The organism is Nocardia sp. NPDC052001, assembly GCF_040680615.1.
Classification (GTDB): Bacteria; Actinomycetota; Actinomycetes; order Mycobacteriales; family Mycobacteriaceae; genus Nocardia.
Genome location: NZ_JBFAXC010000017.1, coordinates 1 through 12,425, shown reverse-complemented (window position 1 = coordinate 12,425; position 12,425 = coordinate 1). Strand labels below are relative to the sequence as shown.

The following is a 12,425-nucleotide window of genomic DNA, read 5'->3' as shown; positions in this document are numbered from 1 at the left end:
TGAACCGTGGGACAGTCATTGATCTGCGATCCCGAGGAACTGCGGGACCTATTCCTGTTCGAGAAACTGAACGACGAACAGCTGGCCTGGCTCTGCAAGGACGGCCGCGTCGAACGCTTCGAACCCGGTCTGGTGTACCGCGAGGGTGATCCGGGCACCTGCTTCTACGTGCTCATGGAGGGCGAGGTCCGGCTGACCAAGATGTCGGGCGGTGAGGAGATCGAACTCGTCCGCACCGATCATCACGGGTCCTATTCGGGCGCGTGGACCGCGTATATGGGCGATAAGGTCGACCAGCACTACGCCGGATCGTTCTACGTCACCAAGCCGTCCAAATTCTTCGTGCTGGACGCGGGCGTCTTCGCGAAGATGATGCAGGAATGGTTCCCGATGGCGGTGCATCTGCTGGAGGGCGTCTTCTTCGGCAATCGCAATGCCAATGAGCGCATCGGCCAGCGGGAGCGGCTGCTGGCGCTGGGCTCGCTCTCGGCGGGCCTGACGCACGAGCTGAACAATCCGGCCGCCGCCGCGGTGCGCGCCACATCCGCACTGCGCGAACGCGTGGCCGGGATGCGGCACAAGCTGAAGATGATGTCGCAGGGCAAGTTCGACTCCGCGACCATGGACGCGCTGGCCGGCTTGCAGGAGGAGGCCGCCGCGCAGGTGGCCAAGGCTCCCACGCTCACGCCCATGGAGGCGGCCGATCGCGAGGACGAACTCGGCGACTGGCTCGAAGCGCACGATATCCGCAACGGCTGGGATATCGCGCCGACCTTCGTACAGGCCGGATTCGATATCGACTGGCTGGAGAAGGTGCACGGCACGCTCACCGGTTGTGAGGGCGCGGTTTTCGAGGGCGCGATCCGCTGGCTCAACTACACCGTCGAGACCGAACTGCTCATGAACGAGATCGCGGATTCCACCACCCGCATCTCCACGCTGGTGAACGCGGCGAAGCAGTATTCGCAGATGGATCGCGCGCCCTTCCAGGTCGTCGACATCCATGAACTGCTGGACAGCACGCTGGTCATGCTGGGCCGCAAGATCGGTGACGATATCCAGGTGGTCAAGGAGTACGACCACGGTTTGCCCGCGGTGCCCTGCTACGCGGCGGAACTGAATCAGGTGTGGACCAATCTGATCGACAACGCCATCTCGGCGATGGCCGGGCGGGGCACGCTCACCATTCGCACCTATCGTGAAGGTGACTGCGCCGCAGTGGAAATCGGTGACACCGGGCCGGGTGTGCCGCTGGAGATCCGCACCCGCATCTTCGAACCGTTCTTCACCACCAAGCCGGTCGGCGAGGGCACCGGTCTGGGCCTGGACATCTCCTTCCGCATCGTGGTGAACAAGCATCACGGCGATATCCGGGTGGAGTCCGAACCGGGCGATACCCGGTTCATCGTGCGCCTGCCGCTGGAAGGCTCATCGGATGCGGTCGCACCTGAGATCATCGAAACAGCAAGCCCGGCAAGCTGATACAGGAGGCCAATGATGTCGGACAAGTCGGCGGAGATCGAGGGCATCGATCCCGGTGTGCCCCCGAGTGGCGCCGGATGCGTGGAATGCGACGCCACTGCGGGCTGGTGGCTGCACCTGCGCCGCTGCGCGCAGTGCGGGCACGTCGGCTGCTGTGACAGTTCGCCGTCGCAGCACGCCTCCAAGCACGCCGCCAGCAGCGGACATCCGTTCGCGCAGAGCTATGAGCCCGGTGAGACCTGGTTCTACAACTATCAGACCGAGGATATGTACGGTGACGGGCCGGAATTGGCCGCGCCGCACCATCATCCGGCTACGCAGACGGTCCCCGGCCCGCGCGAGCGGGTGCCCGCGGATTGGCAGAGCCACCTGAACTGAGCGATCCGTGCTGATCGACGGCGTGTGAAAGCCCTTGGGAGACACTGTCTCCCAAGGGCTTTGCTCATTACTGAAGCGTGCGACTCATTCCAGCGGCGCGAGCTTCTGGTCGGACAGGAACTCCAGCGCCAGATCCGCGACCGAATGCCAGCCGTGATCCGCGGCCATCGAATGACACCGCCCCTCCAGCAGCTTGAACTCGGTGACACCCGAATTCTTCTGCTGCAGTTTGTATTCCGACTGCACGATGGCCGCCGGAACGGTGCGGTCCTCGGTGCCCGCGATCAGCAGCAGCGGCCCGCGCGGGGCGAGCACGTCCACGGTCGCCTCGGATTTCGGGCTGACATTCGCCAGCGCTGCCTGGAACAGCGGTTTCACCGGAGCCGGAATCGCGTACTGCGTGAACAGCTGATCGGATTCCGCGCGCGGCACCGAATTGGCGAAGAAGCGGTGGTAACTGTCCGCGGTATGCGACCAGGTCTTGGACCGCAGCCACGGCCGCGCCAGAATCGGCCCGGCACTGCGCAATTGGGCGGGCGGCAACGCGTAGACGCCCTTGAACTGCGCCGGTGCGATGGCGACGCAGCCGATGGCGCTGCCCTGCGCCAGTAGTCGCTGCGCGATCAGGCCGCCGAAGGAATGGCCGATCACGATGGGCGGTGCGGGCAGGTCGGCGATGTATTTCGCGTACTGGTCGGTGATCTCCGCGATGCCGCGATTCGCGATCGCGTCCGGATTCGCGCGGGTGCTGCCGGGATCGGGTCCGTCACCGGGCCAGCCGGGTGCGACGGTCGCGAATCCCGCGCGGTCGAAGTATTCGAGCCACGGGGTCCAGCTGTCGCTATGCATCCACAGACCGTGCACGAAGATGATGGGGGTTTTCGGTGCGGGCATGAGACCTCCTCTGGTTGAAGGTAATTCGTCTCATTTCGCCTCGTAATGACGATACGTGACGGCTATCGCCGGCACTGCCGGATTGCCTCGCACCCCGGTGCGCCGCCCCGCCGTGTCCGGGTACTCTGCTGCGAGCGCCGGGCCGGACCGGTGCGCGAACGGTCTCGGAAAAGGGTTATGAAACAGATTGCGATCGTCGCCCTCGCCGCGGGCGCGCTGGTACTGGGCCTCACCGGGTGTGGATCGGACAAGTCCACCGATGCGAGCGAGCTACGCAAGGAAACGTCCACCTCCGCCGCGGTCAAATCCGCCGCCCCGATAGCCTCCACCCCCGCCGCCGCCCCGGTCGAGCCGCCCACCGCGGCTCCCGCGAGCACCGCCGCGGTCAAACAGACCACCGCACCCAACGGCGCGAAGACCACCTGCGGCGAATTCCGGAACCTGGACGGCGACACCGAGAAGCAGGTCATCCAGCAGGTGCTCGCCGCCAACCCGGGTTCCAAATTCGACGGCAGCCCCAATGTCGCCCTCGGCACCGCCAAACTCGCCTGCCTGGCCTCGGCCTACACCGACACCCCCGTCGCCAACGCCATCGGGGCGACGAAATAGCGCAGGGCGTAATGTCCAAGTCCAATCAGGTTGGGCGAGGACAGGTGAACCCATGGACGCCGGTGCAGTGGTGGAGTTCGAGCGGCACCGGCCGCGCCTGTTCGCGCTCGCGTACCGCATGCTCGGCTCCGCGAGCGAGGCCGAGGACGCCGTCCAGGAGACCTATCTGCGCTGGGCGGGCAGTGCGAATGCCGAAATCCGTTCCCCCGAAGCATGGTTGACCACCATCCTGGTCAATATCTGCCGTAACTGGCTGGATTCGGCCCGCGCCCGCCGCGAAACCTACCTCGGCCCCTGGCTGCCCGAACCGGTCGCCACCGGCGCGGGCGAACTCGGCCCCCTGGAATCGGTGGAACAGCGCGAACTGGTCTCGCTCGCCTTCCTCACCCTGCTCGAACGCCTGACCGCCGCCGAGCGCGCGGTCTTCGTGCTGCGCGAGGCGTTCGGGTACGCGCACCGCGAGATCGCGGACATGCTCGATCTCACCGAGGCCAATTCCCAGCAGCTCTACCGCCGCGCCACCCGGCGCGTGCGCGAGGACCGCACCCGCTTCGATCCGGCGCCCGCGCATGCCTACGCCCTCATCGAAAAGTTCCTGACCGCGGCGCAATCCGGTGATGTGGGGGCGTTGGAGGCGATGTTCACCGCGGATATCGTCTCGGTCGCGGATGGTGGGGACAAGATCAACGCGGCCCGCCGCGCGGTGGTCGGGGCGAGCCGGGTGGCCCGCTACCTGGTCGGCCTGCTCTCCCGCGATTTCCCGGGACTGTCCCTCACCGCCGAGGACGTCAACGGCGCGCCCGCCCTGGTCGCCCGCACCGGCGCTGCCGTCATCGGCGTGGTCGGCGTCGATTTCGCCGACGGTCAGGTGTCCGCACTCCACCTGGTCGTCAACCCCGACAAACTGGCCTACTTCCAGCGCGCCGACCACATCACCTCCCGCACCGCCTGACCTACACCGCCGCGTCGGCCCATCGCCCGCGCACCCCGTCATCCCGGCGTGCTTGTGGCCGGGATCCACACCCGGTGACGCGGCACACACCCCGGGGCTGTCAGGAATCGCGCCCCTATCCGGTCTAGAGGGTGTCGGATCGGCGAAAGTGCCGGTCCAGCACGAGAAGGGGCCACTCTCATGACCGGAGCACATCGAATCGTCGTCCTGGGCGCGGGATACGCGGGCCTGTCGGCGGCACGCCAGGCCGCGAAGGCGAAAGGCGTGCGCGTCACCGTCATCGACGCGCGGCCGGAACTGGTGGAGCGGGTGCGGCTGCATCAGGCGCTGACCGGGCAGGACATTGCCCGCTGGGATCTCGGAGAACTGCTGGAGCGCAAGGGTATCGAGTTCGTGCAGGCGCGGGTGCGCGCCATCGACACCGCCGAGCGCGTCGTGCGCCTCGAGGGCGATTGGTCGGTGTCCTACGACTCGCTCATCTACGCCCTGGGCAGTCACGCCGATACCAGCGCGGTTCCCGGAGCCACCGAATACGCGTATCCGATCGCGACCCCGGAGGATGTGGCGCGCATTCCGGCCCTGTCCGGCAGCGTCGCGGTGGTCGGCGGCGGTTCCACCGGGATCGAGACCGCCACCGAACTTGCCGAGGCCCGCCAGGATCTGGAGGTGCACCTGGTCAGCGCCGAGGAGCCGGGGGCGTGGCTCTCACCCAAGGCGCACGGGCACATTCGCGCGGTGCTGGATCGGCTCGGGGTGCGGGTGCATTCGGGCAGCAAGGTCGCGGCGGTCACCGCGCGGGGTCTGGAACTGGTCGACGGCACCGCGCTGGATGCCGAAACAGTGCTCTGGACAACGGGTTTCGCGGTCCCCGAGATCGCGGCCCGTTCGGGTCTGGCGGTGGACGCGCGCGGCCGGATACTGGTCGACGCCGAACTCCGCTCCCGGTCGCATCCGGAGATCTACGTCGCGGGCGATGCCGCGGTCGTCGCCGGTCCCGCCGAGCGTGATCTCCGCATGGCCTGCGCCACCGCGCTGCCCACCGGCAAGTACGCGGCGACGGCCCTCACCACGCGCCTGGCCGGCAAGACGCCAGCGCCGTGGCGCTTCCGCTACCACCTCCAATGCATCAGCCTGGGCCGCAAGGACGGGGTTGTTCAGTTCGTGCGCGCCGATGATTCCCCGGCCCGCACGGTGCTGACCGGCCGGACCGGGGCCTGGATCAAGGAGCAGATCGTCAACGGTGCGATCCGCATGGCGGCGAAGCCCTGAATCCGCCGAAGATTTCGTCAACCAGAGGTTGACCAACATCGCGCGGTCAACCTACAGTTGACGCATGACGAATCCCTTCCGCCTCGACGACCTGATCGACGGCATCAAGAAAGCCCGCCCCGACAACGCCCTGGAACAGCTCTCCGACGCGGTCGTGCTCGCCGGACACCTCGGCGATCTGGCCGATCATCTGATCGGCCATTTCGTCGACCAGGCCCGTCGCTCCGGCGCCTCCTGGACCGATATCGGCGGCAGCATGGGCGTCACCAAACAGGCCGCGCAGAAGCGTTTCGTCCCGAAGAATCCGGGTGACGCGGCCGCCGCGACCATGGATCCGAGCGCCGGTTTCGCTCGCTTCACCCCGCGCGCCCGCAAGGTCGTGGTCGGTGCGCAGGAGGAAGCCCGCGATGCGAGCAATGCCGAGATCACCCCCGAACATCTCGTGCTCGGTCTGCTGCACGAGCCGGAATCGCTTGCCGTGCACGTCATTCAGGGCAGGGGCGTGAGCGTCGACGCCGTCCGCCGGGTGGCCACCGCGGCCCTGCCCGCGAGCGCGGACACCATTCCGGCGTTGATTCCCTTCGATTCTCAGGCCAAGAAGGTTCTGGAACTCACCTTCCGCGAGGCACTTCGCCTGGGCCACAACTACGTCGGCACCGAGCATCTGCTGCTCGCGCTGCTCGAAACTGAGGCCGGTAGCGGTGTGTTGTCCGGTCTGGGTCTGGAGAAGGAGGGCGTGTCCGAGGACCTCGCGCAACTGCTCGCCTCGCTGCCCGTTCCGGCCGAGGACTCGCAATAAACCCCGCCTCACCCGTCTCAGTAGCCACGCCCGATACCATGTGGGTATGGCGGACGAGGAAATCTCCGACCTGGTTGCCGGGGAAAAGCGCAGCGATCTGGTGCGCGCGCTCTCCTATGTCTCCATGGAAGACGCTCCTGACGGCGGCACCATCGTCAACGGCGACCTCCCACCGGACATCGCCCCGGCCTTCGTCCGGGCCATCATGCGCATCGAAGCCGAGCTCCTGCTGAACGACGCCGAACTCGTCACCATCGATCAGGGCGAGCCGCGCACCCCCGAGGAACGCCGCACCGACGCCCTGATCGCTCTACTTCTGCGCGTCGACGACCGCTTGGTCCGCTAGCCCCGACCTTGCACTCGCCGGGTGTGAGTGCTAGAAATGGCTTTGGCACTCCTGACCTGTGAGTGCTAGGTCGGGACGGTGAGGCCCATCGAGGTCGTCCGTCGCGGGCACCGCGCCTGGCCAGATCGTGTCAATCCCCTGATCTGGAGGATCTCAACGCAATGGCCAAGACAATTGCGTACGACGAAGAGGCTCGCCGCGGTCTCGAGCGGGGTCTGAACGCCCTGGCCGACGCTGTCAAGGTGACGCTGGGCCCGAAGGGCCGCAACGTCGTGCTGGAGAAGAAGTGGGGCGCCCCCACCATCACCAACGATGGTGTCTCCATCGCCAAGGAAATCGAGCTCGAGGATCCGTACGAGAAGATCGGCGCGGAGCTCGTCAAGGAAGTTGCCAAGAAGACGGACGACGTCGCTGGCGACGGCACCACCACCGCCACCGTGCTCGCCCAGGCGCTGGTACGCGAAGGCCTGCGCAATGTCGCGGCCGGCGCGAACCCGCTGGGTCTGAAGCGTGGCATCGAGAAGGCCGTCGAGGCCGTCACCGTTCGCCTCCTCGCCACCGCCAAGGAGGTCGAGACCAAGGAGCAGATCGCCGCTACCGCCGGTATCTCGGCCGGCGACTCGTCCATCGGTGAGCTCATCGCCGAGGCCATGGACAAGGTCGGCAAGGAAGGTGTCATCACCGTCGAGGAGAGCAACACCTTCGGGCTCCAGCTGGAGCTGACCGAGGGTATGCGCTTCGACAAGGGCTACATCTCGGGTTACTTCGTCACCGACCCGGAGCGTCAGGAAGCCTCCCTGGAGGATCCCTACATCCTGCTCGTCGGTTCGAAGATCTCGACCGTCAAGGACCTGCTGCCGCTGCTGGAGAAGGTCATCCAGGCCGGCAAGCCGCTGCTGATCATCGCCGAAGACGTTGAGGGCGAAGCGCTTTCGACCCTGGTCGTGAACAAGATCCGTGGCACCTTCAAGTCCATCGCCGTCAAGGCGCCGGGCTTCGGTGACCGTCGCAAGGCCATGCTGGCCGATATCGCCATCCTCACCGGTGGCGAGGTCATCAGCGAAGAGGTCGGCCTCTCCCTGGAGACCGCCGGCATCGAGCTGCTGGGCCAGGCCCGCAAGGTCGTCATCACCAAGGACGAGACCACCATCGTCGAGGGCGCGGGCGACCCGGAGGCCATCAAGGGCCGCGTGGCGCAGATCCGCACCGAGATCGAGAACTCGGACTCGGATTACGACCGTGAGAAGCTGCAGGAGCGGCTGGCCAAGCTGGCCGGCGGCGTCGCGGTCATCAAGGCCGGTGCCGCCACCGAGGTCGAGCTCAAGGAGCGCAAGCACCGCATCGAAGATGCCGTGCGCAACGCCAAGGCCGCCGTCGAAGAGGGCATCGTCGCCGGTGGTGGCGTGGCCCTGCTGCAGTCGGCTCCGGCTCTGGACGAGCTGTCGCTGACCGGTGACGAGGCCACCGGCGCGAACATCGTTCGCGTCGCGCTGTCCGCGCCGCTGAAGCAGATCGCCTTCAACGCGGGCCTGGAGCCCGGCGTCGTCGCCGAGAAGGTCAGCAACCTGCCCGACGGCCACGGCCTGAACGCCGCGACCAACGAGTACGAGGACCTGCTGGCCGCCGGCGTTGCCGACCCGGTCAAGGTCACCCGCTCGGCGCTGCAGAACGCCGCGTCCATCGCCGCGCTGTTCCTCACCACCGAGGCCGTTGTCGCCGACAAGCCGGAGAAGGCCGCCCCCGCGGGCGACCCGACCGGTGGCATGGGTGGCATGGACTTCTGAGTCCTGCCTTCCGGCAACACTTTTCGAACTGGGAGCCGGTTCGCCTGCGGGCGAGCCGGCTTCCGGCGTTTCCGGGTCACGGACCCGGCGGAAAAATTCGTGGAAAAAACTTCACCGGCTGTGTCGATCCGCGTCCTTCCCTATTCGACCTTGTGGTGAAAGGGTCCGAACGGGACCCGTCGACCTGAGGAGTACAGAGCCATGAAGTACATGCTGATTTTCCGGGCCACCGACGAAGCGCTGGGGAGCATGATGACCGCCGATTTCACCGAGGTCATCAACAGCGTCGGCGCCTACAACGACGAGATGATCCGCGCGGGCGTACTGCTCGCCGCCGAGGGCCTGGACGATCCGTCCGAGGGCGTGGTCATCGACTTCTCGTCCGAAACCCCGGTGGTCACCGACGGCCCGTACGGCGAGACCAAGGAACTGTTCGGCGGCTTCTACATCCTGAATGTGGCGTCCAAGCAGGAGGCCATCGAATGGGCCAAGCGGTCGCCGATGACGGGTCCGGGTTTCAAGACCGAGATTCGCCGGGTCACCACCATCGATGAGTTTCCGCAGGACAACGAGTGGATTCAGAAGGAACGCAAGTGGCGTGAGGCCACCGGTCAGCTCTGAGCGACACCGCTGATGACCGATCCCGCAGGCCACGAGCCCACCGCCACGGGCCGTGAGGCCGTCGCCGCCATCTGGCGGATCGAGTCGGCGCGAATCGTCGGTGCGCTCGCGCGCTATACCGGCGATTTCGCGCTGGCCGAGGATCTCGCGCAGGAGGCGCTGGCCGAAGCACTGGTGACCTGGCCGCGCGAGGGAGTGCCGCGCAATCCGGCGGCCTGGTTGCTGACCGTCGGCCGCCGCCGCGCGATCGACGGCTTCCGCCGCCGGTCCGCGCTCGATGAGCGGTACTCCGCGCTCGCCCGCGACCTGGGTGAGGGCGAGGCCGTATCGGGCGGTACCGCGGCCGAACCCGCGGCGGATGCCGATGTGCTGTGGGATCCGGACCAGATCGACGACGATGTGCTGACGCTGATCTTCATCTCCTGCCATCCGGTGCTGTCGCGTGAGGCCCGGGTGGCGCTCACCCTGCGGGTGGTGGGCGGTCTGACCAGCGATGAGATCGCCAAGGCGTTCCTGGTTCCGACCGCCACCGTGCAGGCCCGCATCACCCGGGCGAAGAAAACCCTCGGGGCGGCGCGGGTTCCGTTCGAGGTGCCGCCCGCCGCCGAGCGGGCGGCACGCCTCGGATCGGTGCTGAGCGTGGTCTATCTGATCTTCACCGAGGGCTCCTCGGCCAGTTCGGGCGGCGATCTGATCCGCTTCGATCTGGCCGGTGAGGCGCGGCGGCTGGCGCGCGTGCTGACCCATCTGGTGCCGAATGAGCCCGAGGCGCACAGTCTTTCGGCGCTGCTGGAATTGACGGCGGCGCGTTTTCCGGCCCGCACCGGCCCGGATGGTGAGCCGGTGCTTCTGGAGGATCAGGATCGCCGCCGTTGGGATCGAGCCGCGATCCGCCGCGGCCGGGCCGCATTGGCGCGGGCCGGTCAGCTCGGCCGGGGTTTGGGCGCGTATGGGTTGCAGGCCGCGATCGCCGAATGCCATGCCGTCGCACCGACCGTCGATGCCACGAACTGGGAGCGCGTAGTGCTGCTCTACGAGGCGCTCGGCAGGCTCACGCCGTCCCCGATCGTCGATCTCAATCGTGCGGTGGCGGTATCGATGGCGCAGGGTCCGGCGGCGGCCCTGCCGATCGTCGATGAACTGCTGGCCGCCGACGCGCTGCCGAATTCGCATCTGCTCCCGGCTGTTCGCGGGGAGCTGCTCGTCCGCCTGGATCGCACCGATGAGGCGCGCGATGAGCTCGAGCGGGCCGCGAAACTCTGCGCGAACGACCGAGAGCGGGACCTGCTGTTACGCAAGGTCGCCGCTCTCGATTGATGCCCGTACCGTTGTAAAGCGTTGCAGGGCAACAGTATTGAATTCTGGGGTGGTTTCAGAGCACCTGGGAGAAGCGCAGGTGGTTGCCCCACGGGTCGAGGAAGCCGCAGTCGCGCATGCCGTACGGCTGGTCGATGAGGGGCTGGTCGACCCGGACTCCCGCTTCCTGAAGTTGGTTGAACAGTGCGGTGACATCCTCGACGCGGAAGATCAGGGTGCCCTGCGCACCGCTGGCGAGCCGGGCCGCGGCGGCCGCCGCCGCTTCGGGGGTGGGGTTCATCGCCGGGTTCTCGATGATGAATTCGATGGTGGGCTGTGCGGCGGGGCCGACGGTGAGCCAGCGGCCGCCGGGGAAAGCCATGTCCTGCCGGACTTCGAGGCCGATGACATCGCGGTAGAACTCGAGGGCCTTGTCCTGGTCGTCGACCAGCAGCGAGACGTGGGTGAGGGCGAGGTCGGTGCTCATGGGCTGCTCTTTTCTGTGCTCGAACTGGGAACATCGGTACTGACGTCCGACCCCGGCGAAACTAATCGGTGTACTCGAGCTTTCTCTGAATTTCCGATGAGTTCCCTGGGAATGAGATTCCGCTGGACTTTTCATGATACGAGCGGTCAAGATCAGATCCGGTCTTGCAAATGAGGCCGTTTCTGATGGGGAGTACTGAATGTTTGCAATGGGCAAGGTTGCCCTGGGTCTGGCCGCCGTTTCGACGCTGGCCGGTGCCATGGTTGGCGCTGGGTCCGCCAACGCCGAGGCTGGCCCCGACGGCAGCCTCTACGGTTCGATCGCCATCCTCGAGTACACCGATGACACCGAGGACTGGCACGCCGCCTACAACTACCCGAACTGGGAAGAGGCGGACCGCGACGCGCTCAGCGACTGCGGAGATTCCACGTACTGCCACATCGCGGTGCGTTTCAAGGATGGTTGCGGCGCCGTCGCCAAGACCTCCGGTTCGAACGCGCGCTACTTCTGGGGCACCGCGCCGACCCGCTTCGAAGCCGAGCGTCAGGCGATCGCGGGTGCGTCCCGCCCGTCCACGATGAGTGCCGCGGGCAGCCAGGGCATCCTGGTCGTCTCCAAGTGCACGGGTAACGCGAACTGATCCGAGCTGATCTGATTTTCGCGTTTCCACGGAGGCCGGTTCACCCACTGGGTGAGCCGGCCTCCGGCGTTGAGGGGGGAGTCGTCGGTGGGGGAGTCATCGTCCGGGATGTCGTTCGGAGAGTGCGGCCGCGGCGTCGATGGGCCGGATGCCGAGCAGGGCGGCGGCCGCCGCGATCCCGGTGCGGGCGTCAGCGTCATCCGCGCGGGTGGTGTCGTAGAGCAGTTCCACCAATTCGATGGCGGCGAGCGCCTGTTCCCGGGTGAGCAGTCGCCCGGGCAGCCAGCTGACTCGCCACTGCGCCTCACCCTCGCGATGTATTCGCTCCGCGAACTCGCCGATGACACCGCTCGTTATCGACCAATCGCAGACGTACACACGAACAAGGGTGCGCTTCGGCCGCGCATCGGTGAGACCATTCGTTCGGATTGCCCGGTTCAAGCCTCTGACCAGCCGATTTGACTTCGTTCGTAGCGACACGTAACTTATTCCAGGTCAGAGCGACACGGACACCGACCCGGAGCCCCAAGGGCCTGGGAAACGAGGTTGTACGAGGAGCGCCTGACAGTCACACTAGCTCCACTGACCAGCGGATTTGGTTCTGCTGCGATGTAAGAGCTAAGCTGTAAAAGTTGCCTCAGAGACTGACCGGGACAAAGAGCCCGCGAAGTTCTGTGTGCGTGTGTTCTTTGAGAACTCAATAGTGTGTCGATGAATGTCAGTGCCAATATTTTATTGGTTCCGGCCTTCCACACCCCCGTGTGAGGAGGTTCGGACATTTAGTCAGCAAATACTTTTGCTGGCGTTTGATTTTGCCAAGGTTTTCGGACTCTGGTTAATTCTTCCAATTAGCTCTTCGGAGCGAGTT

Annotated in this window: 14 protein-coding genes; 11 read left to right on the top strand and 3 right to left on the bottom strand. The window is 66.3% G+C overall.

Going from position 1 to position 12,425, the window contains the following annotated elements; translation table 11 throughout:
- Window positions 1-6: 6 nt before the first annotated feature.
- Window positions 7-1,482 carry an ATP-binding protein gene (locus tag AB0L82_RS40285; protein ID WP_364649585.1) on the top strand — a complete coding sequence of 492 codons (1,476 nt, stop codon included), beginning with the start codon at window positions 7-9 and terminating at the stop codon, window positions 1,480-1,482.
- A gap of 15 nt (window positions 1,483-1,497) precedes the next feature.
- Window positions 1,498-1,860, top strand: a complete 363-nt coding sequence (locus tag AB0L82_RS40280; RefSeq protein WP_364649582.1) for a UBP-type zinc finger domain-containing protein — start codon at window positions 1,498-1,500, stop codon at window positions 1,858-1,860.
- 84 nt (window positions 1,861-1,944) lie between these two features.
- On the opposite strand, the gene AB0L82_RS40275 is transcribed toward AB0L82_RS40280, so the two are convergent.
- Window positions 1,945-2,754: an alpha/beta hydrolase gene (locus AB0L82_RS40275; protein ID WP_364649579.1), complete on the bottom strand. Its 810-nt coding sequence runs from the start codon at window positions 2,752-2,754 to the stop codon at window positions 1,945-1,947.
- 177 nt (window positions 2,755-2,931) lie between these two features.
- Between AB0L82_RS40275 and AB0L82_RS40270 the strand changes: the two genes are divergently transcribed.
- The 8 genes from AB0L82_RS40270 to AB0L82_RS40235 all read left to right on the top strand — a co-directional run bounded on the left by AB0L82_RS40270 (window position 2,932) and on the right by AB0L82_RS40235 (window position 10,451).
- Complete coding sequence (locus tag AB0L82_RS40270) at window positions 2,932-3,363, top strand: hypothetical protein (RefSeq protein ID WP_364649576.1); 432 nt, start codon at window positions 2,932-2,934, stop codon at window positions 3,361-3,363.
- Window positions 3,364-3,415: 52 nt separating this feature from the next.
- Complete coding sequence (locus AB0L82_RS40265; RefSeq protein WP_364649574.1) at window positions 3,416-4,315, top strand: RNA polymerase sigma-70 factor; 900 nt, start codon at window positions 3,416-3,418, stop codon at window positions 4,313-4,315.
- A gap of 180 nt (window positions 4,316-4,495) precedes the next feature.
- Complete coding sequence (locus AB0L82_RS40260; RefSeq protein WP_364649572.1) at window positions 4,496-5,584, top strand: FAD-dependent oxidoreductase; 1,089 nt, start codon at window positions 4,496-4,498, stop codon at window positions 5,582-5,584.
- 64 nt (window positions 5,585-5,648) lie between these two features.
- Window positions 5,649-6,383, top strand: coding sequence for a Clp protease N-terminal domain-containing protein (locus AB0L82_RS40255; protein WP_364649569.1), 735 nt, complete (start codon window positions 5,649-5,651; stop codon window positions 6,381-6,383).
- Between the two features lie 46 nt (window positions 6,384-6,429).
- Complete coding sequence (locus AB0L82_RS40250; protein ID WP_364649566.1) at window positions 6,430-6,729, top strand: hypothetical protein; 300 nt, start codon at window positions 6,430-6,432, stop codon at window positions 6,727-6,729.
- Between the two features lie 161 nt (window positions 6,730-6,890).
- Window positions 6,891-8,513 (top strand): chaperonin GroEL, encoded by a 1,623-nt coding sequence (gene groL / locus AB0L82_RS40245; protein ID WP_364649563.1) that lies wholly within the window; start codon window positions 6,891-6,893, stop codon window positions 8,511-8,513.
- 201 nt (window positions 8,514-8,714) lie between these two features.
- Complete coding sequence (locus tag AB0L82_RS40240) at window positions 8,715-9,134, top strand: YciI family protein (protein ID WP_364649560.1); 420 nt, start codon at window positions 8,715-8,717, stop codon at window positions 9,132-9,134.
- 12 nt (window positions 9,135-9,146) lie between these two features.
- The gene (locus tag AB0L82_RS40235; RefSeq protein ID WP_364649557.1) at window positions 9,147-10,451 is read left to right on the top strand and encodes a sigma-70 family RNA polymerase sigma factor; all 1,305 of its coding nucleotides are present in this window, start codon (window positions 9,147-9,149) and stop codon (window positions 10,449-10,451) included.
- Between the two features lie 55 nt (window positions 10,452-10,506).
- Here the strand turns inward: AB0L82_RS40235 and AB0L82_RS40230 are convergent, their stop codons facing one another.
- On the bottom strand, window positions 10,507-10,917 hold the full coding sequence (locus tag AB0L82_RS40230; RefSeq protein WP_364649554.1) for a VOC family protein: 411 nt from the start codon (window positions 10,915-10,917) through the stop codon (window positions 10,507-10,509).
- Between the two features lie 208 nt (window positions 10,918-11,125).
- Here AB0L82_RS40230 and AB0L82_RS40225 point away from each other — a divergent pair, with 208 nt between their 5' ends.
- On the top strand, window positions 11,126-11,557 hold the full coding sequence (locus AB0L82_RS40225) for a DUF4189 domain-containing protein (RefSeq protein WP_364649551.1): 432 nt from the start codon (window positions 11,126-11,128) through the stop codon (window positions 11,555-11,557).
- Window positions 11,558-11,653: 96 nt separating this feature from the next.
- Here the strand turns inward: AB0L82_RS40225 and AB0L82_RS40220 are convergent, their stop codons facing one another.
- Complete coding sequence (locus AB0L82_RS40220; RefSeq protein ID WP_364649548.1) at window positions 11,654-11,935, bottom strand: hypothetical protein; 282 nt, start codon at window positions 11,933-11,935, stop codon at window positions 11,654-11,656.
- Window positions 11,936-12,425 lie beyond the last annotated feature (490 nt).